Source organism: Nostoc sp. FACHB-152 (assembly GCF_014697475.1).
GTDB lineage: Bacteria > Cyanobacteriota > Cyanobacteriia > Cyanobacteriales > Nostocaceae > Nostoc_B.
Genome location: NZ_JACJRV010000058.1, coordinates 21017 through 44101, shown reverse-complemented (window position 1 = coordinate 44101; position 23085 = coordinate 21017). Strand labels below are relative to the sequence as shown.

Below are 23085 nucleotides of genomic sequence, written 5' to 3'. Positions count from 1 at the left end.
AACTATAATATTTTCTAGGTTCGGTTCCTGACCGCGCCGCTTTTTTGCGTCCGCTTCTCAGGCACTTATCTAATATAACGAAGCTCCACTGAAGTGTCAACTACTTTCTCAAAAAAGTTGTCAAACTTTTTCCCTTCCCTTACAACCTCCCCACACCAAGCCTTTCTACGCAACTTCAAACGAGATTAATTATTTATATATAAGTAATGTGGCTGTAAGCTGAATGAGTTTTTAACTTTTCAGTATGGTTCTCCCATATTTTTCCATCCTGACCCAACCATTGAATTGCTGTCTCTTTGCGTTAGGATTACCTAATTCCAATCCTGCTCTTCTTTTTTGCCACGACTTTTGTAAATTCCGCCTACGTCATGAATTTGCTGGGTTTTAGCAAAAAGTTCGGCTTCTGTTAAACCCCATTTTTGCATGACCTGATCTAACCCTTGTTTGATCTCTTGCGCTCCAGGGAAACCTTGATAACGAATACGCAATCGGGCTAATTCTGCCAAGTTATAGTCTGTAGGCTCCTGAGCGAGTAAAATATCAATAACGGGACGATCGCGGTTGTAAAGTGGATGTTGTTGATCTTTACTTCCGTGCTGTTCTGCCATAGTTTATACCTTTAGTCGGATTATTAATTCATTCTGAGTCTAGAGTTGGGAATCTTCTCACGGCGTGATAATAAAGATGAGGGCAAACACACCTTAACTCTTACGGCTCTCACCACTGCCAGTCAATATTAAATAAAGATACATTGTCTTTAAGAAAATACAAAAAAGTTTTATTTAGGGTGAACATTAGCTCACCCCCAAGTCCAAGCAGCAAGGGAGCAAGAACCCGCTATGTTTGAACACTTCACTTCCGAAGCCATTAAGGTAATTATGCTAGCTCAGGAGGAAGCACGTCGCCTGGGACACAACTTCGTAGGAACTGAACAAATTCTCCTGGGTTTAATCGGAGAAGGAACGGGAGTTGCTGCCAAGGTGCTGAGTGAGTTGGGCGTTACCCTCAAAGAAGCACGTCGGGAAGTCGAAAAAATTATTGGTCGAGGTTCTGGTTTTGTACCACCAGAAATTCCTTTTACTCCTAAAGTAAAAAACCTCTTCGAGCAATCGTTTAAAGAAGCTCATAGTTTAGGACATAACTACATCAACACTGAACACTTACTTTTGGGATTGACTGAAGCTGGCGAAGGTGTCGCCGCGAAAGTGTTGCAAAATCTAGGTGTTGACCTCAGACTGATTCGGACTGCTGTTCTACGTCGTTTAGGCGAAGATACTAATGTAGGTGCTGTGGCTGGTAATAGTCCAAGGCGCAACCAGCAAGCACTTACTTTAGAAGAATTCGGCAGAAATCTCAGTAAATTAGCTCAAGAAGGCAAGCTAGACCCTGTAGTTGGTCGGGAAAAAGAAATTGAGCGTGCTATTCAAATTCTTGGTCGTCGGACAAAAAATAATCCTGTGTTGATTGGCGAACCAGGGGTTGGTAAAACTGCGATCGCAGAAGGTTTAGCACAACGTATTGTTAACCAAGATGTTCCTGAACTCTTGTTGAATAAACAAGTTATCAGCCTAGATATGGGCTTGGTAGTGGCTGGAACTCGCTTCCGGGGTGATTTTGAAGAACGCCTGAAAAAAATTATGGACGAAATCCGCTCTGTGGGTAATATCGTCCTCGTAATTGATGAAATTCATACTCTCGTGGGTGCTGGTGGCACAGAAGGTGGCTTAGATGCTGCTAATATTCTTAAACCAGCATTAGCACGGGGTGAACTTCAGTGCATTGGCGCAACAACTCTTGATGAGTACCGTAAGCACATCGAACGCGATGCTGCTTTAGAAAGACGTTTCCAACCAATTTTAGTTGGTGAACCCTCAGTTGAAGAAACCATCCAAATTCTCTATGGCTTGCGTGGTGCTTATGAACAGCATCATAAAGTAGAAATTTCCGATGCTGCTGTATTAGCTGCGGCTGAGTTAGCAGATCGTTATATTAGCGATCGCTTTTTACCAGACAAAGCCATAGACTTAATTGACGAAGCTGGTTCGCGCGTCCGTCTGCGGAATTCTCAAAGTTCTGCGAACAAAGAACTGAAGCGTCAACTGGTTAGCGTTACCAAAGCCAAACATGAAGCCGTCAGACTTCAAGATTTTGACAAAGCGGGCGAACTCCGCGACAACGAACTAGAACTGGAAGCTCAAATTAGCCAAGAGCAAGGTATTCCTATTCCAATTGTTGACGAAGAAGACATTGCTCAAATCGTCGCTTCTTGGACTGGTGTACCAGTCAACAAACTGACGGAATCTGAGTCAGAGTTGCTGTTGCACTTAGAAGATACGCTGCATCAACGCTTAATTGGTCAAGAACAAGCAGTTACTTCTGTATCTCGCGCAATTCGTCGCGCTAGAGTTGGGTTAAAGAATCCCAACCGTCCGATTGCTAGCTTTATCTTCTCTGGGCCAACGGGAGTTGGTAAAACAGAATTGGCTAAAGCGTTAGCAGCTTACTTCTTTGGTTCAGAAGAATCCATGATTCGGTTAGATATGTCTGAATTCATGGAGAGCCATACTGTATCTAAGTTGATTGGTTCGCCGCCTGGTTATGTCGGTTACGACGAAGGCGGACAACTCACAGAAGCAGTACGCCGCAAACCATATACTGTGTTGCTATTCGACGAAATCGAAAAAGCGCACCCAGATGTTTTCAATATGCTGCTGCAAATCTTAGATGACGGTCAGCTTACTGATGCTAAAGGTCGCAAAGTCGATTTCAAAAATACCTTGATTATCCTAACTTCTAACATCGGTTCTAAGGTGATTGAAAAAGGTGGTGGTGGTTTAGGTTTTGAATTCGATAATCAAGCTGAAGCTAGCTATCACCGTATTCGCAACTTAGTGAATGAGGAACTAAAAGCTTACTTCCGTCCTGAATTCCTAAACCGGGTTGATGAGATTATCGTCTTCACTCAACTGTCTAAGGATGAAGTCAAGGAAATTTCTGAGATTATGCTCCGCGAGGTAGCTAATCGCTTGACGGAAAAAGGTATCACCCTGGAAGTTACTGAAGCATTTAAAGATTTGGTGGTACGCGAAGGTTATAACCCTAGCTATGGTGCAAGACCTTTACGCCGAGCAATTGTGCGTTTGTTAGAAGATTCGCTGGCTGAAGCTATGTTATCTGGTGAAATCGGCAATGGTGATACGGCTATTGTTGATGTAGATGACGACGGTCAAGTGAGAATTCGCAAGTCAGATACACGTGAGTTGCTTTTAGCTAATGCTCGTTAATCTTTAGGCTTAATAACTTTTAAGTAAGGTTATCCTCTGGCTATTCAGCCAGGGGATTTTTTTTGACAGGACTTACGCAAAATTATGAAAAAATGTACCGCAAAGGACGCTAAGGACACTAATTTATAAGAGTTTGAGAGAGTTCTTGCGTAAGTCCTGTCAGTGTTTCATTATAAACTCCGAATCAAAATCTTTGAAACCCTTGCTATTCATCGCACACGAATTTGTCAAATGGAGTAGTTCAGTTTCAAAACTAGCAGGAGGTAGAGCTTTTAATCTACTTTTTGTAACTGGGCTACTCTTGGGTCAATAATTTTCTGTCCTAGACTGGCAAATTTAATTGCTACAGATATTTTATTTCCTGTGCCGAAAACGTGAGTTATTGCACCAATACCAAAGGTTTTGTGTAATACTTTGTCACCAACTTGCCAATTATAAGATAAGTCTTGCTGTCCGCGATTTGTTATAGCGGCTTTGGTATAGGCTTGATGAATTTTATTTTGAGTAGATAATAATTCTGGGGGCAATTCGTCGAGAAATTGCGATCGCATGGCGGGTTCGCGTGAACCATATAAACGGCGTTCGCGGGCGAAGGATAAATGCAAGCGTTCTTGGGCGCGGGTAATTCCTACATAACACAAGCGGCGTTCTTCTTCTAAGGATGCAGGATCATTCATAGAACGGTAGTTCGGGAATAATCCTTGTTCTAAACCTACCAAGAAGACAACAGGAAACTCTAACCCTTTAGAAGCGTGCAAAGTCATCAGCGAAACTGCTGTTTGTCCCTCTTTTAAATTATCTAAATCAGAACTCAGGGCCGTACTTTGCAAAAAGGCTGTTAACGAAACATCCTCATTTTCTTCTTGAAATTGTAAGACGGCGTTATAAAGTTCCTGAACGTTTTGAATTCTGTCTTCCGCTTCATCTGTACCTTGACTTTGCAAGTCTTGGACGTAACCAGATTCTTCTAATAAACCCATGACAATCTCAGAAACTGGAACTGTTGCGGCTTGTTCTTGATGGCGGCTAATCATTTGGGCGAAATTATTCACCGATTTTGCCGAACGCCCCGCTAATGTATTGACAGATGTTTCATCGCTGAGGATTTCCCACAAGCTGACACCTAATTGTTGAGAGGCATTAATCAAGTTATCAATCGTAGCTTTGCCAATTCCTCGCCGGGGAGTATTAATAACACGTAACAAACTGACTGTATCAGATGGGTTAGCGATCGCTCTTAAATAAGCTAAGACATCTTTAATTTCTTTACGGTCATAAAATTTCATCCCACCGACAACTGTGTAAGGGATTTGATTCCTAACTAACAATTCTTCAAAAGGTCGAGATTGGGCGTTAGTCCGATAAAGAATGGCAAAACTACCCCAATTTAATTCAGGATGTTGATGTTCTAAAGTCCGAATTTGCCGAATCACAAAATCTGCTTCTGCAAGTTCATCATCAGCTTTATGACAATAAATTTGTTCGCCACTTCCCCGCGTTGGTTTGAGAACTTTATCAATCCTTTGGGTATTATTTTCAATTAATTCATTCGCTGCTTGCAAAATGTTTTCACAAGAGCGATAGTTTTCCTCTAACTTCACCATTGTGCGGGTATCTTCATCTGGCAGACCGTCGCCAAAGTCGTTCTGAAATTCCAGCAAAATTGTAAAGTCTGCCATACGAAAACTATAAATTGATTGGTCGGCATCACCTACGACAAATACTGAGCGATTTTGCCAATTCCACTCGCTCTTCCTGTCTTCGCCATTGGTTACTAACAACCGAATCAAATCGTACTGAGTACGGTTGGTATCTTGATATTCATCTACCAAAATATGACAGAACTTGCGATGCCAATATCCTAATACTTGCTCGTTTTGTTGAAATAACTTAGTAGGTACAAGAATTAAATCATCAAAGTCAAGGGCGTTGTTTTGGGCTAATTTATCTTGGTAGGAATTGTAGACTTGAGCAATTACTCGCCCACGATAGTTAGGTTGGTCTTTTTCAAAGTCTTGGGGTGTTAAGCCTTGGTTTTTAGCGTTACTGATAGCGTAGCGGACAGAACGCGGCTCAAATTTTTTATCGTCGAGATTTAGTTGTTTAGTAACGATTTCTTTAACTAAAGCTTGGGCATCAGATTCGTCGAAAATGGAAAAATTACGATTCCATTTCCTGCCTTTTTCATCTTGATATTTCTCGATATCAAAGCGGAGAATTCGGGAGAATAAACTATGGAATGTGCCACACCACAAATCTTTGACATAGGTGCGGTAAACTTGCGATCGCAACTTCGTCTGTTCGTATTCTTCTAGTAACTCCAATTTTTTACCATATTGCGTCATCGCCAATTGTTCAGCGAATAGCTTTTGAATACGTTCTTTCATTTCCCGTGCGGCTTTGTTGGTAAAAGTCACCGCCAGGATATTTTCAGGATTTACACGGTGTTTGAGAATTAAGTTAGCGATGCGATAAGTCAGCGCGCGTGTTTTACCGGAACCCGCACCAGCAACAACTAACAACGGGCCACAATAGTGTTCTACGGCTTGACGTTGGCTAGGGTTAAGGTGACTGAGAAAGTCAATCGTTGTAGTCATGGCTGTGAGGTGCTGGTGAGTCGCTGCTTGTCCTATGGTATTTTAGCAGCGTCAACCCTCCGGTTTGACTAGGTGCGATCGCATAATTATCAAGCCAGAGTATTTTTATGCAGCAAAATGACTCTCGTTTCATATCGCTGTCAGTAACTTTGACTTTCAATCGGCGATCGCTTTGAGTATAACCTTGAGATGTTGACTTTACTTGCACAAAAAAGAAAGGTATCAAAAAATCATCATGAAAGAGTTCTACGTAAAAGTCGATTGTTCGCTTTTTTTCTCCTAAAAATCGAGGATGCTCAAATAAATAACCACGACTGGGATGTTTACGTGTAATGAGAACTCGAAAAATAGATTCGCCACGTTCTCCGATAACTTCTCTGACATCCACTACATTAAATACTCCTCGAATCTCTTCAGTATAAGTCTGGTAGAGGATTAAATAACCTTACTATCTACCGCCTGTATTAAGCTTTCCTAAGTATCATTCACATCCTTACTTGTCAATGAGTACATATTTCATATACTGATCAGTATAGTAAACATAAAGTTTTATGTAGCGAGGACTAGTAATGTACATAGTACAGATTGCCTCGGAATGCGCTCCTGTAATTAAAGCAGGCGGTTTAGGGGATGTTGTTTACGGACTGAGTAGGGAATTAGAAGGCAGAGGGCATTGCGTCGAGATTATTTTGCCCAAGTATGATTGTATGCGCTACGACCATATTTGGGGACTGCATGATGCCTACAAGGACTTATGGGTACCTTGGTATGGTGCAGCAATTCACTGTTCTGTGTACTGTGGTTGGGTACATGGAAGACTGTGCTTCTTTATTGAACCCCACTCGCAAGACAATTTCTTTAATCGTGGCTGCTATTACGGGTGCGATGATGATAATATGCGCTTTGCCTTTTTCAGCAAAGCTGCTTTAGAATTTCTCAATCAAAGTAACAAGCGACCTGATATTATCCATTGTCATGACTGGCAAACAGGCTTAATTCCCGTCTTACTTGCGGAAATTTACAAGTATAACGGTATGGAATATCAGCGAGTTTGCTACACCATCCATAACTTTAAGCATCAAGGAATAGGCGGTGTACAAACACTCAGGGCGACAGGTTTAAATCGGGAAGAGTACTATTTCCAATACGATAAACTGCGTGATAACTTCAACCCCTTCGCTTTAAACTACATGAAAGGGGGTATTGTTTACGCCAATGCTGTGACTACAGTTTCACCAAATCACGCTTGGGAAGCTCGTTTTACAGAAGTTGGTTGTGGTTTGGGTCACACTTTGCATTTGCATCAAGATAAATTCACAGGGGTTCTTAACGGTATTGATTACGATTTTTGGAATCCTAAAATTGACCGTTATATCCCCACTAACTATACCTACGAAGATTTTGAACAAAAAATATATAACAAAAAAGCCTTGCGAGAGCGGCTCTTGCTTGGTGCTGCTGATAAACCAATCATTGCTTACATCGGTCGTTTAGATAATCAAAAAGGTGTGCATTTAGTACACCACGCTATTTATCATGCCCTGAATAAAGGCGCACAATTTGTATTACTCGGTTCGGCGACAGAAGCCGCAATTAATCAGCATTTCCAGCATGAAAAAGAATTTTTAAATGATCACCCTGATGTTCATTTAGAACTAGGATTTAACGAAGAATTATCCCACCTCATCTATGCAGGCGCGGATATGATTGTTGTTCCTAGCAATTATGAACCCTGCGGATTAACTCAAATGATTGGTTTCAAATACGGCACAGTTCCTATTGTGCGTGGTGTTGGTGGATTGGTGAATACGGTATTTGATAGAGATTATGACCAGAATTTACCACCGGAAAAACGCAATGGCTACGTATTTTATGAAACAGATAATTATGCGCTTGAGTCTGCGATGAATCGAGCAATAGATTTGTGGTATCAGTCTCCTGATGAATTCCGTCAACTAGCTATTCAGGGAATGAAATACGACTATTCATGGAATATTCCTGGCGCAGAGTATCTCAAGATTTACGACTGGATTAAACACCGTTGGTAAGTTAAGGGTGCGTTATGGCAAAACCGTAACGCACTAGTTTATGTTGCGGTGTGTTAGGCGTAGCTTATTTTGCATTAAAAATTATCTCAAAATATCTGCCTAACACACGCTACTGGCTAAGTGGATCAAAACAATGCATTAGATTATATTCGGTGTTGCAATCAACTAGTCCGATCGCAGCATATAGCCAAACACATATAGATTAAAAGATTTTGAGAAAGTGAGAACTGCTGCTATTTACCTAAACTTCACCTCTTGTTGTGGCGGTTACAGTACATTTTTACTATAATAGATATATAATTTAGACTATAGGTGTTAGTGCAAATTGTAGTTTCTGACGCTGACCCAGTATTTGAGTGAATTCCAAAATGTGATATTTACACAAATATCACAACAAGTGTAAAACCATAAGAACCGAGCAATCAGAGGTAATTTATCTTGCCTCTATATGTTTTACTGCGTTAAGAATCGAAATTCTTAGAGGAAGATTATTTGATGATGCAATTGAGTCATTATCCATCTGCGATCGCTCAAGCTGCTCAACGAGTTAATGAACTAGATTCGCAGCTGATGGCGGTACAGTACCAAATTAACCGTTTTGAAGGCAATGCAGATCGCGCTGCTGCATTTGATATGGATCTGAAAAATGATGGTCAACGCAAGGCGCGTCGTTTTGAAGTGCTGCTTGTCAATCACGAATATCAAAAGGCAATGGACACACTGATCCAATTAAGTGCGGAAAAAGCAAATGCGATCGCTCATTTAGAATATCTGCGTAATCAGTTTAGTGTGGCTAAATTAGAAGCAAGATTGACTATTGCCCAACAACTCACTGATTTTGAATCACGAGAATTAGTGGGGTTATAGTCAACTAGTTCCATAGAGACGTTGCAAGGAAACGTCTCTATTCATTAAACAGTGAACACAGTAGTTGAGCAATTTGTTGATTAATAGTTGCAACATCAAAACGCTGACTAGCAATACTCTTAGCACGATCAGCGATGGTTGCATTTATTTCTATTTCCTGAAGGCAGGTGTTGATTACTTGTGCAAGTTCCAGAGGTTGTTCTGGTGTTACAAGAAAGCCATTGACACCATGTTCAACTAATTCCATTGCACCACCAGCTTTTGCTGCAACTACGGGTGTGCCACATAGCATTGCCTCTACAATCACTCTACCAAAGGGTTCTGGTGCAGTGGAAGTATGGGCAACTAAGTTACACGCTGCCATTAATTGGGGAATATCAGAACGAAAACCTAGAAATTTGACACGATTTTCTAACCCTAAAGCTGTAATTTGTTGGTGTAATTGTTGAACATAATCTTGTTCGCCAAATAACGCGTCCCCAACGAAAATTGCGGTTACTTGTGGCGGACACTTTGTTAAGGCATCAATTAAAATATGCTGTCCTTTCCAAGGTGCTAGGCGGCTAAAGTGTCCGACAACAAATTTACCTTCTAATCCTAACTGGTGTTGTATTTTGTTTACATCAGACTCACTAACTTGGTAGTTTTTAGGGTCAAATCCGTTATAAACAATTGCGGTTAGTTCTGATTTTCCGCCTGCTTGTACAAAGGCTTTTTGACTAGCGGCAGAATTAGCAATTACTAAGGATGCAAATAGATTGGCTAAGGTAATAGCAACGCGCAGATTAGTTTGACTAAAGTGTTCTTGAGAAAGAATATCGTGCAAATGATAGACTAAAGGGCGACGGGCAAAAAAACTTGCTAGTGCGCCAATAACTAATGCTTTTTGAGTATTAGCGTAAATTAAATCATATTGTTTAGCTATTTTTACAACTTTAATTAATAAAGGTATTAGTTGTATTAAGCTTGCTAATGCTTGGGCGAAATTACTTTGCTTACGTACTTTGATGGCTTGTGTTGTCAAAACTTCTACTGGGATAGAATGCTGCTGGAGGATATTTTTAAAAGGGCCATCAGCAAATAAGCCAACTAAAGCGCGATCGCCATAAGGTTTAGCAATATCTATTAAACATAATTCTGCGCCACCAGGTTTACCACTTTGGTCTAAAAATAAAATTTTCATAAAATATATTAGATATTTAAATTTTACATTTTTAAGCTAATAAAATATTCCGAACTTTTTGAGCTATAAAATGCCAGTCATAATAAGTAACAGCATACTGACGACAGTCTTGACGGGAGGGAATTTGTAATTTTCCTAAAAGTATATTTTCTAATTTTTCAGCTATTGCTGAATGGTTAGGAGAAGCAGTAATTAAATCTGGAGAAAATGGTGTTAAAATTTCTGGCATTCCTCCAACTGGTGTACATAAAACAGGTGTGCCACAAGCTAAAGATTCAACAACTGCTAATCCAAAACCTTCAAAAGACTGGCTAGGCATTACAGTTAAATCAGCAGCTTGATAAGCCATAGGTAATTGTTCATCAGGCAAAAAACCTAAAAATTTAACTGTATCTTCTAAGCCTAATTCTTTAGCTTGTTGCTGTAGTAAATTCTGCATATGACCGCGACCAGCAATTGCTAACAAAACATCAGGAACTTTTGGTTTAATAATTGCTATAGCTTGCAATAATTTATCAATTCCCATACGATTGACTAAACGCCGGGTAGTAAATAATATCTGACGATTATCTGGCCAGCCTAATTTCTGACGCGCCTCATACTTTGATAAGTTTGGTTGAAAGCGATGAATATTTACTCCACCTGGAATAATGTGAATTTTTTCCCAAGGTATTTGATATTGCTGATGTAAAATATTACCAAATGCTTTGCTGAGAACAATGAAGCGATCGCAGCGTTTATAAGTATTTTTTTCGATTAACCAACGCTTTAAAATAATACTGAGTTTATTATTAACCATTTCTTGCTCACTTTCTGATGCCCAAGGGCCATGAAAGTTAAATGTAATGGGGATATCTTTAGGTAAGATATCCATAATCGGAAAGCTATATAATGCAAAATGTAAATTAATTGCATCTGGTTTTTCAATTCTAGTTTTTTGAAAGTTATTACGAATAGACCAAAGCCGTTGCCAAATGGGACTTTCTGGAGAAGCTAAATTAGTTAATTTAATTGATGAATCTAACTCAGCTTCTGGTAAACCAACTCCACATAATTCTATTTTGTCTTGACGGGCTGCTAATTCATAGGTTAGTTCATAAATATACCTTTCTAAGCCTCCGGGTGTTTTAGGAAACCAGCCTATACCAAGTGTAAGTATGGAAGCAGTTGTAAAATTATAATTTTGTTTTTTATCTTGCACTTAGTTAGCTCCTATGATGTATGAGCGTGCTTACATTTACTGCAAATTCAATCCAAACAATTTTGGATCTTGGGTTTGAATGCAGCTACTACATATATCCTGTAATTTTTGAGATAATCAGCACTCTTCACGTCATACTGCATGGAGATTTTGGTTAAATCTAAATATTTAGCAAAATTTGATAAATTGCTAATTTACAGCGAGGCTATATTTAAGCAAGCACTAATTTATATGTAAATAAAATTTTGGTTTTCTACGTTACAGATTCTCTCAAGCATATATATGTCAATGCTGCTTCAGCCATAAAGTCTAATATTATTTCACGGTAAATTTAATTTATTTGTATTAAGCTTTACTATTTAGAAACTTTTGTAAGTAAATATTGTTACTTGTACAAATGTGTCCTACTATTGCTTGATAATAGTGTTAATAAATCGTGTGTTTTTGATGAATTTTTTGTAAATACGAATTTTCAAATATCAAGAATTTGTTATTTATGTAATATGCTTTGCTAGGAGCAAAATTTGTAGTAAGTTTCATATTTTAGCTTCAAGTTAAAAAGCTACTCAAGGGCGCAAATACACATCACATAATCCATAAAAGGCAATAGTAAACCATTCATATGCGATACGTCAGGGTGGATAGTTAGTGGCTATGGAAGTTAAGTGATGGTCAAAAATTAGCTAAGTCAATATATTTTGAACATTGTCTAATTAATATTTGATTATTGAATAAATATTTTTTATTCAGTTATTTTGTCATGTCTATGTTTACTAATTTAGTAAGCAATCACATCTTTGGGTATGTTATGAAAAAAGTAATTGTGCTATTTAGCAAACTCTATCAGAGAGTTAATAAATACATTTTAAAAATAACTAAATTAAGCAATAAACGACAGTTAAAAGCATTATATTTTTATATTTTTGGTCTAGCTATTGCTTTTATAGCCATATCTGTTGATATAAATATTGATTCTAATGTTACTAGCATAGCTGCAACTACATATAAAACCTCATGGTTGGGAAACACTTTTGGCGGTGGAGATAAGTGGGTACAAAATAATATTGAGGCAATGTATGTTGCTCCTAATGGTACAGTCTACACCAATAGTCATTGGGATGAAGGTGGTAGAGAGGCAAGTATATATAAAGATGGCAATGTAATAGGTATCGTTGAGGATACTCACGGTTGGAGTCGCCTTGGTGGTAAAGCTGTTACAGCTAATAGTAAATATATTTATATTGCTTTATCTCAAGGCACAATTGGCAACACAGATAAAGATTATCCACCAGATGGCATAACTTGGTACACTGTCAGACGCTATGATTTATTCGGCAAACCAGCACCGTTTACTGGAGGGCGTGGTTGGGATAAAAGTATGTTAATTATCAGTAATAAAAGTGAAGTTACTGGATTAGCAACGACAGGAAACGAGTTATATGTGAGTGATTCTGCTAATAATAAGATTCGGGTTTTTAATAGCGAAACAATGCAAGAACTGCGTAGTTTTAGCGTAGATAAACCAGGAGCGATCGCTATTGATAAACAAGGTAATATTTGGGTTATTCAAAATCAAAATAAAATTCAGTCTTATTCCGCAACAGGTAAGCCATTATCCCAACAAATTACAAATATTGCTAAACCAACAGCGATCGCGATCAATAATCAAGACAGACTATTAGTAGCCGATAACGGCCCACATCAACAAATACTAATTTACAACATTAAAAATCAGCCTGTGCAGGTTGGCACTTTCGGCACTAAAGGCGGAATTTATGCAGGTGTTCCTGGTGAAGTGCAACCATTAAAACTCTATGGTATTACAGGAGTTGGTGTAGATGCAGCAGGTAATATCTATGTCAATAGCAACGGTTTTAACAAATCAGGTACAGACTTACGCAAGTTTTCGCCATCAGGAAAACAGCTTTGGCAATTACACGGACTGTTATTTGTTGATAACGCAGATGCTGATCCTAAAACCGATGGTTTAGAAGTCTTTACTAAACAAGAACATTTTTTGATTGACTATAACCAGCCTGCTGGTAAGCAGTGGACTTACAAAGCCTACACATTAAATCCTTTCAAATACCCCCAAGATCCACGCCTGCATACTTCTCCAGATGCTACCTTTGTTCGCCGCATTCAAGGTAAGCCGTTTTTGTATCTTACAGATATGTATAGCAGCTTTGTGCAGATTTATCGTTTCAATCCTGCTAAAGATGGTAAAGTTGCAATTCCGGCGGGGATGTTTGTTGGTACACATGGCGGTGGTGAAAAATCAATGCCAGGAAATTGGCCAGCACATCAACCAGAAAAAGGAGAATGGATCTGGCGCGATCGCAACGGTAATGGTGCTTTTGACAAAGATGAGTATGATAAAAGTGAGGACTATCCCTACATCGGTGGCTGGTGGGTAGACAGCAAAGGTGATGTCTGGAAAACCTTACGGACTCAAGATGGTATCCGTCGCTATCCTCTACAAGGACTAGATGCGAATGGGAACCCCATCTACACCTATGCTTCTATGCAAAAGCAAAAGACTCCCAGCATTTTTACCGATTTGCGGCGAATTGAATATTTCCCCCAAACCGATACTATGTATTTGTCAGGCTTTACTACAGATCATCCTGCGATCGGTGATGATACCAAAGTTGTAGGTTCAGAGATTGCACGTTTTGATAACTGGAGTAAAGGTAATTCCACACCTAGTTGGCGGACTGTAATTCCTTACGACACTACTGGTAAACGCGAAGTAGCCACCGCCGCCATGAGTGTCGCCGGAGACTATGTATTTGCTGTCACAGGAAAAACGGCAGAAGTTTACGTCTACAATGCCAAGACTGGAGAGATGGTTAAAAAACTCAAACCCGGCCCAGAAGTAGCAGGTGAAAGTGGCTGGATTGATATACCACACGGTATCCGCGCCATCCGTCGCTCAAATGGTGAGTATGTAGTTTTTGTAGAAGAAGATTGGAAAGGAAAGGTAATTATGTATCGACTGAAAAGTTAAGTTTTAAACTAAAGTTAATTTATTAGCCTGGGAATAAATTTCTCAGGCTTTTTTTGACCAAAACTAGGGTGTAGGGTGTGGGGACAAAAGAAAAAACTTTTTAATTTATGCACACCCCGCCCCGAAACCAAAAAGGGTTCAAGCCCCCACTCCCAACCCCTACACCCTTCTTCTTGACTCTATAATCTAATACAGTTCAGATACATATGTCGCATTTATTGAATTGATATAAAGCTTAATCAGAGTCCAACAGTTTAAAGTATGATTCTTTTTTATTTATCAATATCTAAGTTTATTCTTTCTTTAAATAAAATTTCTGGAAAGTAAAAAATAGCAGAGTAGATAGAATATAGTACTTTAGTGTCAAAAATTGAAAAACACTATTGCTTACTATCAAAAATTCCTATTTTGATATTGAAAAAATAAAAAGCTGATGAATATTAAAGGCTATTTGCAACAAATTCAAAAATTAGTTCCTCGTTTTTGGCTTGAGCAGATGCAATATATCCAATCTAACTTAATAGTGCATTGGATTTTGTTCCGGGGAAGCAAGCCGTTATCACTTAATCAAAAATCAGCAATGGTGTTTTCTCCCCACCAAGATGATGAAACATTTGGCTGTGGTGGAATGATTGCTCAAAAGCGTGAACAAGGTGTTTCTGTAGTGGTGGTGTTTCTAACTGATGGACAGGGTGGCGGGAATTCAGATGTAGAATCAAAAAATAAAATTGTTCAAATTCGTAAGCAAGAATCAATTAAAGCATTAACAATATTAGGTGTAGAAGCATCAAAAATTTATTTTTTAGATAAACAAGATGGCAGCTTGTTAAATTTAAAAACTGAGGCAAGACTATACACAATTTCACAAATAGCAGAACTTCTCAATAAATATAAACCAGAAGAAGTATATGTACCCCATAAAAAAGACTGCCATAGAGATCATGAAGCATCATATGAATTAGTGAAAGCAGCTATTAGTGAATCAGCACGTGAACTAGAACTGATACAATACCCCATCTGGTTATTCTGGAGAGCGCCATTATTTATCATGCTCAAATTGCAGGATATAGCAGCAGCTTATAGTTTATCTATCACATCAGTTCAACATAAGAAAAATCAAGCGATCGCAGCTTATACTTCTCAACTAAATGGTCTACCTCGTGGTTTCGTGAAGCGATTTTTTGGTGCTTATGAAATATTTTTTAAAGCAGATAGTTAATTTCTAAGTTTTGGGTTTGTCAAAAAGTAAAAAGAAATAACCAAGTTTATTTCTTTTCACAGTCAAAGATAGTTTAAATTACTGCAAAGTTCATAATTTGCTAACAAACTTTATTGAGAAAATTTACTATGAGAATATTACATATTACCAATCATCTACAAAAAGTCGGTAACGGCATTGTTAACGTGGCAGTAGACCTAGCTTGTTTACAATCTCAAGATAGTCATGATGTTGCTGTGGCTTCTGCTGGGGGAGAATTTGAAACATTACTAGCACATCATAATGTTAAACACTTTCGTTTAAATCAGTCCAGACAACCGCTAAATCTGCTCAAAGCAGTTTTGTGTTTAAGAGATATTATCCAAGAATTTCAGCCGGATATTATTCATGCACACATGATGACTGGAGTTTTGCTAGCAGGGTTTTTGAGAAAAGGCTACAACTATAGTCTGGTATCTACAGTACACAACGAATTTCAGCGTAGCGCAGTTTTAATGGGATTAGCAGATCGGGTAATCGCTGTGAGTCAAGCTGTGTCCGATTCAATGGTACGCCGTGGTATACCCCAAAGCAAATTGCGCGTAGTTGCCAACGGAACATTAAATAGTCCTCGCCATCCCAGCATTCAAAATTACCAACCCCTCCCCTTACATAGCCCAGCCATCACCACCGTTGCTGGGATGTATACTCGCAAAGGTATTGCAGAGTTAATCGCAGCTTTTAGCAAAATTGCTTCAGACTTTCCTCAAGCACACTTATATTTAGTCGGTGATGGGCCAGAACGTTCCATATTTGAGAAACTAGCAAAAAGTACATCCTTTAGCGATGCCTGCGGCGGGCTGCGCCAACGCATTCATTTTGAAGGTTTCCAGCCAGAACCGCAACGTTATATGCTTGCAACCGATATTTTCGTTCTTGCTTCCCACTGCGAATCTTTTGGTTTAGTGTTAACAGAAGCGCGTGAAGCAGGTTGTGCCATTGTTGCTAGTGATGTAGATGGCATTCCCGAAACATTAGATAATCGCCAAGCTGGTATTTTAGTACCGCCTAAAGATAGTCAAACCTTAGCAACTGCCTTAGCGCAATTACTCAGCAACCCTGTACAACTTCAATATTGGAAAAACCGCGCCAAACAAAACTTAGAACGGTTCAGTGCAGTGCGAGTTCACGAAGAAACTATGAGTGTATACCGCGAACTTGTCAAAAACTACAGCGTCCGCCCAGTTATGGAAGCGAAAGAAGTTTTTCTAATGAAAACTCCCGCAACCCCATTGCGTTGAAACGATATCAGAAATTGCGTACCGAGGTGGTTAGGTATAAGGGTTTTGAATGTCTCTACCCCTGCACCCTTCTTTAAACACTTGTAGTCCATCCAAACCAAGGTGATAATTAACGCTGTTGGTGTTGGCATACAAGGGGAAGAATTTATGGGGCAAGATTTTCAAGCACTGGCAGAACTTTATAAAAACGCCCTCCTCAATGATGTACTTCCATTTTGGGAACAACACTCTATAGACTGGGAACACGGCGGTTATTTCACCTGCTTAAATCGTGAAGGACAGGTTTACGACACTGACAAATTTATCTGGCTGCAAAACCGTCAGGTGTGGACTTTTTCGATGTTGTGTAATCAACTAGAAAAACGAGACAACTGGCTCAAAATTGCCAGTAATGGTGCTAAATTTCTCGCGCAACATGGCAGAGATGAAGAAGGAAACTGGTATTTTGCCCTCACCCGTGAAGGACAACCTTTAGTACAGCCTTATAATATTTTTTCTGATTGCTTTGCAGCAATGGCATTTAGCCAATATGCGTTGGCATCTGGTGAAGAGTGGGCAAAGGATGTAGCGATGCAAGCTTACAACAATGTGTTGCGTCGTAAAGATAACCCCAAAGGTAAATACACCAAAACTTACCCCGGTACTCGCCCGATGAAAGCTTTAGCTGTGCCAATGATTTTAGCCAACCTGACTTTAGAAATGGAATGGTTGTTGCCAAGTGAAACCCTAGAGAATGTTTTGGCTGCAACTGTCAAAGAAGTAATGACTGATTTTCTCGACCAAGAACGGGGACTGATGTTTGAAAACGTTGCCCCTGATGGTTCCCACATTGATTGTTTTGAGGGACGGTTAATTAACCCCGGTCATGGTATCGAAGCCATGTGGTTTATCATGGACATTGCCCGACGCAAAAATGACAATCAAATTATTAACCAAGCCGTTGATGTGGTGTTAAATATCCTCAATTTTGCTTGGGATCAAGAATATGGTGGTTTGTATTACTTTATGGATGCAGAAGGTCATCCTCCACAGCAACTCGAATGGGATCAAAAATTGTGGTGGGTACATCTAGAATCTTTAGTAGCACTGGCAATGGGCTATCGCTTGACAGGACGTGAAGCTTGTTGGGAGTGGTATCAAAAAATGCACGATTACGCCTGGACACACTTTGCAGATCCTGAGTATGGTGAGTGGTTTGGCTATCTCAATCGTCGTGGAGAAGTGCTGTTAAATCTCAAAGGCGGCAAGTGGAAGGGGTGTTTTCACGTACCCCGCGCGTTGTACTTATGCTGGCAGCAGTTTCAAGCTTTAGGTTCACAGTCATAAATTTAAGATCCCCGACTTTTTTAAAAAGTCGGGGATCTGTGCGATCGCACTCCTATACTTAGTTTTATCCGTTCTCACAATTACCCTGACTACGCTGCTTCTCGCATGGGCGACGGCACAGATACCTCTGAAAAAGAAAGCGAAAGTTGTTCAGCTTGCGGTACAGCAGCCTGTTCCAACACCTGTACTTCGATATTCACACTAACTAAATAACTTCCTGTATCCGCACCAACTGCTTCGGCGATTAATCTCGATAAGTCTGGGCGTTTTGCAGTCAGTGGGTCACGTAATATACAGCGATCCCATTCGTGCTTGGCAGTCGGATTGAGATTGAGAATGTAATGCTTGATCATAATTGCACTGCACTAGGATTTCTGAACGCTGTACATATTATAGTACATTTGTACTGAAAAGACCAAGATTATCTAACTTGCACATTAGATCTGGCGGGCAAGATGCCCACCCTACAAGACGTTCAAATGACCAATGACTAATCGCCTTTGCCATTCACTTGGGCATTCAACAACTGTGCATCATTTACCCAAATTGCTTGTTGTGGTACAGGAATAGTAATACCTGCTTGGTCGAGGGTAACTTTTAGGCGGCGGCGGTATTCACGGGCGACATCCCATTGCTTGAGGGGCTGAGTTTTAATCCAGACACGGATGATTAAACCGCGATCGCCAAAATTATCAATACCCAAAACTTGGGGAGTTTCCACAATTTGTTGCTGCCATTGTGGATCTTGATCCATTTCTAAAGCTACCTTTTTAATCAATTCTAAAGCATGGTCAATATCAGCTTCATAAGCAATTGGAACCGTTAAATCAGCCCTTGACCAGCGACTTGACAAATTAGCGACAATCTTGATTTCGCTATTGGGAATAGTAATTAAGCGTCCTTCAGAATCTCGCAACTGTGTCATTCGCAAGTTGAGATTTTCTACCAAACCGCCAACATTACCAACATTAATCACATCACCTAATGCATATTGGTCTTCTAAGATAATCAAGAAACCGTTAATTGCATCTTTAATGAGGTTTTGGGAAGCCAGAGAAACTGCAACACCCACTAAGCTGACACCTGCAAGTAATGGCACGATATCTATACCAAGAGAAATTAGACCTAGTAAAATACCAACACCCACCCAAATAAAGGTGACAATACTTTTAGTCACGCCAGAAAATGTCGAAACTCGCAAACGTAGCCGTTCAGAAGTATCTGAGCTTAATAAAGCACCACTACTGATAAGTGTAGAAGCAAAACGATCAATCAGTGCATAACTCAAACGAGTAGCTACATAAATTCCTAAACCAACAACAGCTAACCGCAAAGGAATTTGGGCAGCAGTCAAAATTACTACCTGAATCGGTCGTGTATAAGGAAATAAACCTAAAATAATGTAACTTCCGCCTCCCCAAATCCCCGCTTGCGTTAGCTGAAATAGCCGTTTTTTAGCTTCTTTAATGTGCTGATGTTGCTGTTGAGTCAGTTGGTTAGCAATTGGTTGTGCTGTTGGAGAGGTGAGGGGAATTGAGTGGACAAAATCTTTTCGAGAACGACGTTGGTAGTAATAGACTCCGCTACTTGCGAGAACTATTACCACAGCGATACCAGCAGCAATTTTACCTTGATTGATGAGATATTGAGTTTGTCGTTCTTGCTTTGCTCTTGGTAATTCTTCTCGTAAGATATCGGCGATTTGATCAGCCGATATTGACTGATTTTCTTGTCTTAATCTGGCATCGTCAGAAGTGACAGTCATCAAATATTCGCCATTAACCTGAATTACAGGTATTTCGTTGACCGAGCGTACTTCTACATTGACTTTTTGTGCAGATGATTGAAAGTAATTCTGACTAATTTGATTTAAATTTCGTTGAATGTTTTGCAAACGTTCTGGAAAATTAGTTCTATTTGCACCTATCTGAAATAAACGACGACCATCTAAATAAATCCAGCCAGAAACAGTGCGATTATCTGATTCGTTACTGGGGCTGTTAGGAGTTTGCAACAGTGGTAAAAGTGGAATCTGGGCTGTCACTGGGATTGCAACAACAGTAGAGACTGTAATTGAGCCAAAAATCGCTAAAAATCTCAAACGCACTCCAACACCTCCTTGAGTAAAATACACTTTTGACTATTTCTATAGCCATGTTTCAAAGTTAATTTTAGTAAATATACCTAATTAATAATTACACCAAAAAAATAGAAAATGACTCTATCATTGGCATCAATACTACTGTTGCAAACTCTGCTGTTATAGGCAAATTAACCTTAATTAGATACCCGAATTATTTAAAAAATTGGGTATTTTTTGGTTAACAATGATTGAATATTTCTATATCTAAAAATAGACCGATAAATTATTTAAAATATTTTTTGAAAAAAATAGGAAACTTTAACTTGCGGATAGCGATCGCACCAACAAAATTACACAAAATCTTTCTCTAAAATCAGGTTAAAAAAAGGATGCGGGGTATAAGTGAGCAAACCCTACACCCTTACACCCTCATCTTTAACTCTGTTAACCTGTGATTTTAGCCAAAGCTTGTTCCACAGCTTGTAAAGCCAGGTCAATTTCTGCTTCGCTAACAATCAACGGTGGCACAAACCGGACAACCTTTGGCCCTGCGGGTACCAGTAATAAACCTTCTTGAATGGCGGCGTTGACAACATCACCAGCAGTTAACTGAGTGTCTGCTTGCAACTCCATACCATTGATTAAGCCCCAACCCCGAACCTCAGAAATGTAATTAGGATACTTGGTTGCGATCGCATTTAATCCTGCACGCAACTGTTCGCCCCGTTCTTGGACATTCTGCAAAATATTTTCCCGTTCTATAGTTTGGCACACACTCAACGCCACACCGCAAACAAAAGGATTACCGCCAAAGGTGCTGGCGTGTTCTCCTGGTTGGAAGACAGCGCAGAATTTTTTGCTCATCATCGCACCAATGGGGATACCACCGCCTAAACCTTTTGCACTGGTGAAGATATCCGGCTCCACACCAAGATGTTCGTAACCCCATAAGTGACCACTGCGCCCCATGCCAACTTGCACTTCATCGAAAATCAATAAAATGCCAGTTTTATCACAAATCTGCCGCAGCTTTTGGAAATAAGCCACATCACCAGGGCGCACACCACCTTCTCCCTGCAATGGTTCGATTAAAATTGCTGCTACCTGATAGTCACCTTCATCTAATTCGCTAATGGCTGTTTCTATAGCCGAAATATCGTTGTAAGGTACGTAATGGAACCCAGGCACTAATGGGTCAAAGTATTTTTGATACTTTGGTTGTCCAGTAGCGGTAATTGTTGCCAAAGTCCGCCCGTGAAAACTGGCATTAGCTGTGAGGATAATAGGTTTTTCTATGTCTAGAACTGTATGGGCATATTTGCGTGCCAGTTTAATTGCTGCTTCATTAGCCTCAGCACCAGAGTTGCAAAAAAATACGCGATCGGCACAAGAATGCTGGATAATCCATTTGGCTAATTCACCTTGTTCGGGAATGTAGTACAAATTAGAAACGTGATGCAACTTCTGAATTTGACGCGTCACCGCTTCAACCATAGCTGGGTGGGCGTGTCCTAGTGTGCAAGTGGCAATCCCCGCCACAAAGTCTAGGTACTCCCGCCCCTGTGTATCCCAAACCCGGCAACCTGCACCCTTTTCTAGGGCTAAGGGAAACCGACCATAGGTAGACATCACAGCTTCATTAAAACTATCCGTATCAAAGGGGATAGATGACACTGTATCTGACGGGGGGATGCTAGCTTGTTCAACTAGAGTTTCTAAGCTCACTACCGCTCCTCCTGAAAAATCTTTAATCTTACACTCACTTACTAGTTTCCTCGAAATTGTTAAAAATTTCTGGTGATTTATGGCTGCTCATACTTTCTTTTAGACTAACGCTTGAATATCCTTAAACGAGAAACGCTGGTAAAAAATAACCTTGTATTCCCCACTTGAGAAAAAATATCAACGTATCCAAAAAGAGTTAATGGCAGGAGCATTAGCCCTTGGCGGTGTGTTCTTGATTGGCACTTTCTGGTATCGATTTGTCGAGGGGTGGTCATGGGAAAATGCCGCTTACATGACAGTGATTACCTTAGCTACGGTGGGTTATGGCGAAACACAGCCACTTGGCAGCCGAGGACGCTTGTTTACCATTGCTCTAATTTTGTTGGGTGTGATCAATATCGGTTACATTGTCAATAGATTTACAGAAGCAATAATTGAAGGGTACTTTCAAGAGGGAATTCGACTACGACAACAGAGGCGTTTAATGGAATCCTTGACGGGACATTATATTATTTGTGGATTTAGTCGCACTGGTCGGCAAATAGCTAGGGAATTTCGCGCTGAGGCTGTACCTTTTGTAGTTATAGATTCGGATTTTGACTCTGTTCAGAAAGCGCAGGCAGAAGGTTATATAGTATACCAAGGAGATGCAACCTTAGACGATACGCTGTTTCATGTAGGGATAGAAAGAGCAATTTGTATAGTTGCAGCCCTACCTTCCGATGCAGAAAATTTATATACAGTATTATCAGCAAAAACACTAAATCCAGGTATTCGGGCGATCGCTCGCGCCAGTACAGAAGAAGCATTACAAAAGTTACAACGCGGTGGTGCAGATGCCGTAATTTCACCTTATATTACTGGTGGAAAACGCATGGCCGCAGCCGCCCTGCGACCGCAAGTATTAGATTTTGTTGACGGGATACTTTCTGGTGCAGACCGTCAGCTATATATGGAAGAATTTTTACTTGATCCCGCTTTCTCTCCCTTCGTGGGTCAAACCTTGCAAAAAGCCAAACTGCGATCGCAAACTGGGGCATTAGTACTAGCAATTCGCCGCAGTGACGGCAATCTCATTGGCGGCCCCACTGGTGACACAGTATTGATGCCAGGAGACACCCTGATTTGTATGGGTACAGCTGAACAGTTGCGGAGTCTGAACCAAGTTCTCTTACCCATTGGTTCTCAGAAATTACGCAAGCCAAAAAAGAACTGATATAGCAGGGGACAGGTGATAGGTGACAGGTAACAGGTGATAGGTG

General features: G+C 40.0%; 16 protein-coding genes. 8 read left to right on the top strand and 8 right to left on the bottom strand.

The features are described 5' to 3' along the window. Nucleotides 1-311: 311 nt before the first annotated feature. The gene (locus tag H6G76_RS26755) at nucleotides 312-608 is read right to left on the bottom strand and encodes a DUF3288 family protein (RefSeq protein ID WP_190707905.1); all 297 of its coding nucleotides are present in this window, start codon (nucleotides 606-608) and stop codon (nucleotides 312-314) included. Nucleotides 609-839: 231 nt separating this feature from the next. On the opposite strand from H6G76_RS26755, the gene H6G76_RS26750 reads away from it, so the two are divergent. After that, on the top strand, nucleotides 840-3284 hold the full coding sequence (locus H6G76_RS26750) for an ATP-dependent Clp protease ATP-binding subunit (RefSeq protein WP_190707903.1): 2445 nt from the start codon (nucleotides 840-842) through the stop codon (nucleotides 3282-3284). Between the two features lie 272 nt (nucleotides 3285-3556). Here the strand turns inward: H6G76_RS26750 and pcrA are convergent, their stop codons facing one another. Then, nucleotides 3557-5881, bottom strand: a complete 2325-nt coding sequence (gene pcrA / locus H6G76_RS26745) for a DNA helicase PcrA (protein WP_190707901.1) — start codon at nucleotides 5879-5881, stop codon at nucleotides 3557-3559. Further along, the gene (locus H6G76_RS26740) at nucleotides 5865-6269 is read right to left on the bottom strand and encodes a hypothetical protein (RefSeq protein ID WP_190707898.1); all 405 of its coding nucleotides are present in this window, start codon (nucleotides 6267-6269) and stop codon (nucleotides 5865-5867) included. Before H6G76_RS26740 ends, pcrA begins: the two co-directional genes overlap by 17 nt. Before the next feature lie 181 nt (nucleotides 6270-6450). Here H6G76_RS26740 and glgA point away from each other — a divergent pair, with 181 nt between their 5' ends. Both glgA and H6G76_RS26730 read left to right on the top strand, forming a co-directional pair. Beyond that, nucleotides 6451-7929, top strand: coding sequence for a glycogen synthase GlgA (gene glgA, locus H6G76_RS26735; protein WP_190707896.1), 1479 nt, complete (start codon nucleotides 6451-6453; stop codon nucleotides 7927-7929). Between the two features lie 495 nt (nucleotides 7930-8424). Next, nucleotides 8425-8796: a hypothetical protein gene (locus H6G76_RS26730; protein ID WP_190707893.1), complete on the top strand. Its 372-nt coding sequence runs from the start codon at nucleotides 8425-8427 to the stop codon at nucleotides 8794-8796. A 37-nt stretch (nucleotides 8797-8833) separates the two neighbouring features. Here the strand turns inward: H6G76_RS26730 and H6G76_RS26725 are convergent, their stop codons facing one another. Both H6G76_RS26725 and H6G76_RS26720 read right to left on the bottom strand, forming a co-directional pair. Next, nucleotides 8834-9979 (bottom strand): glycosyltransferase family 4 protein, encoded by a 1146-nt coding sequence (locus H6G76_RS26725; RefSeq protein ID WP_190707890.1) that lies wholly within the window; start codon nucleotides 9977-9979, stop codon nucleotides 8834-8836. 31 nt (nucleotides 9980-10010) lie between these two features. Continuing rightward, entirely contained in the window at nucleotides 10011-11180 is a 1170-nt protein-coding gene (locus H6G76_RS26720) for a glycosyltransferase family 4 protein (RefSeq protein ID WP_190707887.1), read from the bottom strand. Between the two features lie 808 nt (nucleotides 11181-11988). Between H6G76_RS26720 and H6G76_RS26715 the strand changes: the two genes are divergently transcribed. From H6G76_RS26715 to H6G76_RS26700, 4 genes are all read left to right on the top strand, one after another. Continuing rightward, complete coding sequence (locus H6G76_RS26715) at nucleotides 11989-14190, top strand: hypothetical protein (protein ID WP_190707884.1); 2202 nt, start codon at nucleotides 11989-11991, stop codon at nucleotides 14188-14190. Nucleotides 14191-14623: 433 nt separating this feature from the next. Then, nucleotides 14624-15409, top strand: coding sequence for a PIG-L deacetylase family protein (locus H6G76_RS26710; protein WP_190707882.1), 786 nt, complete (start codon nucleotides 14624-14626; stop codon nucleotides 15407-15409). Nucleotides 15410-15537: 128 nt separating this feature from the next. Then, on the top strand, nucleotides 15538-16689 hold the full coding sequence (locus H6G76_RS26705) for a glycosyltransferase family 4 protein (protein ID WP_190707880.1): 1152 nt from the start codon (nucleotides 15538-15540) through the stop codon (nucleotides 16687-16689). 147 nt (nucleotides 16690-16836) lie between these two features. Further along, on the top strand, nucleotides 16837-18015 hold the full coding sequence (locus H6G76_RS26700; protein WP_190707917.1) for an AGE family epimerase/isomerase: 1179 nt from the start codon (nucleotides 16837-16839) through the stop codon (nucleotides 18013-18015). Nucleotides 18016-18104: 89 nt separating this feature from the next. Here the strand turns inward: H6G76_RS26700 and H6G76_RS26695 are convergent, their stop codons facing one another. The 3 genes from H6G76_RS26695 to H6G76_RS26685 all read right to left on the bottom strand — a co-directional run bounded on the left by H6G76_RS26695 (nucleotide 18105) and on the right by H6G76_RS26685 (nucleotide 21823). After that, nucleotides 18105-18368, bottom strand: coding sequence for a hypothetical protein (locus H6G76_RS26695; protein WP_190707878.1), 264 nt, complete (start codon nucleotides 18366-18368; stop codon nucleotides 18105-18107). Between the two features lie 137 nt (nucleotides 18369-18505). Then, nucleotides 18506-20122: a mechanosensitive ion channel family protein gene (locus tag H6G76_RS26690; protein ID WP_190707876.1), complete on the bottom strand. Its 1617-nt coding sequence runs from the start codon at nucleotides 20120-20122 to the stop codon at nucleotides 18506-18508. A 420-nt stretch (nucleotides 20123-20542) separates the two neighbouring features. Next, nucleotides 20543-21823 (bottom strand): aspartate aminotransferase family protein, encoded by a 1281-nt coding sequence (locus tag H6G76_RS26685; RefSeq protein ID WP_190707874.1) that lies wholly within the window; start codon nucleotides 21821-21823, stop codon nucleotides 20543-20545. A 151-nt stretch (nucleotides 21824-21974) separates the two neighbouring features. On the opposite strand from H6G76_RS26685, the gene H6G76_RS26680 reads away from it, so the two are divergent. Beyond that, nucleotides 21975-23039, top strand: coding sequence for a TrkA family potassium uptake protein (locus H6G76_RS26680; protein ID WP_277883133.1), 1065 nt, complete (start codon nucleotides 21975-21977; stop codon nucleotides 23037-23039). Nucleotides 23040-23085: the final 46 nt, after the last annotated feature.

What these genes read in the sequence shown, in the direction of transcription:
- H6G76_RS26755 (WP_190707905.1), bottom strand. Translation starts at nt 608, where the DNA reads ATGGCAGAACAGCACGGAAGTAAAGATCAACAACATCCACTTTACAAC.
- H6G76_RS26750 (WP_190707903.1), top strand. Translation starts at nt 840, where the DNA reads ATGTTTGAACACTTCACTTCCGAAGCCATTAAGGTAATTATGCTAGCT.
- pcrA (WP_190707901.1), bottom strand. Translation starts at nt 5,881, where the DNA reads ATGACTACAACGATTGACTTTCTCAGTCACCTTAACCCTAGCCAACGT.
- glgA (WP_190707896.1), top strand. Translation starts at nt 6,451, where the DNA reads ATGTACATAGTACAGATTGCCTCGGAATGCGCTCCTGTAATTAAAGCA.
- H6G76_RS26730 (WP_190707893.1), top strand. Translation starts at nt 8,425, where the DNA reads ATGATGCAATTGAGTCATTATCCATCTGCGATCGCTCAAGCTGCTCAA.
- H6G76_RS26725 (WP_190707890.1), bottom strand. Translation starts at nt 9,979, where the DNA reads ATGAAAATTTTATTTTTAGACCAAAGTGGTAAACCTGGTGGCGCAGAA.
- H6G76_RS26715 (WP_190707884.1), top strand. Translation starts at nt 11,989, where the DNA reads ATGAAAAAAGTAATTGTGCTATTTAGCAAACTCTATCAGAGAGTTAAT.
- H6G76_RS26710 (WP_190707882.1), top strand. Translation starts at nt 14,624, where the DNA reads ATGAATATTAAAGGCTATTTGCAACAAATTCAAAAATTAGTTCCTCGT.
- H6G76_RS26705 (WP_190707880.1), top strand. Translation starts at nt 15,538, where the DNA reads ATGAGAATATTACATATTACCAATCATCTACAAAAAGTCGGTAACGGC.
- H6G76_RS26700 (WP_190707917.1), top strand. Translation starts at nt 16,837, where the DNA reads ATGGGGCAAGATTTTCAAGCACTGGCAGAACTTTATAAAAACGCCCTC.
- H6G76_RS26695 (WP_190707878.1), bottom strand. Translation starts at nt 18,368, where the DNA reads ATGATCAAGCATTACATTCTCAATCTCAATCCGACTGCCAAGCACGAA.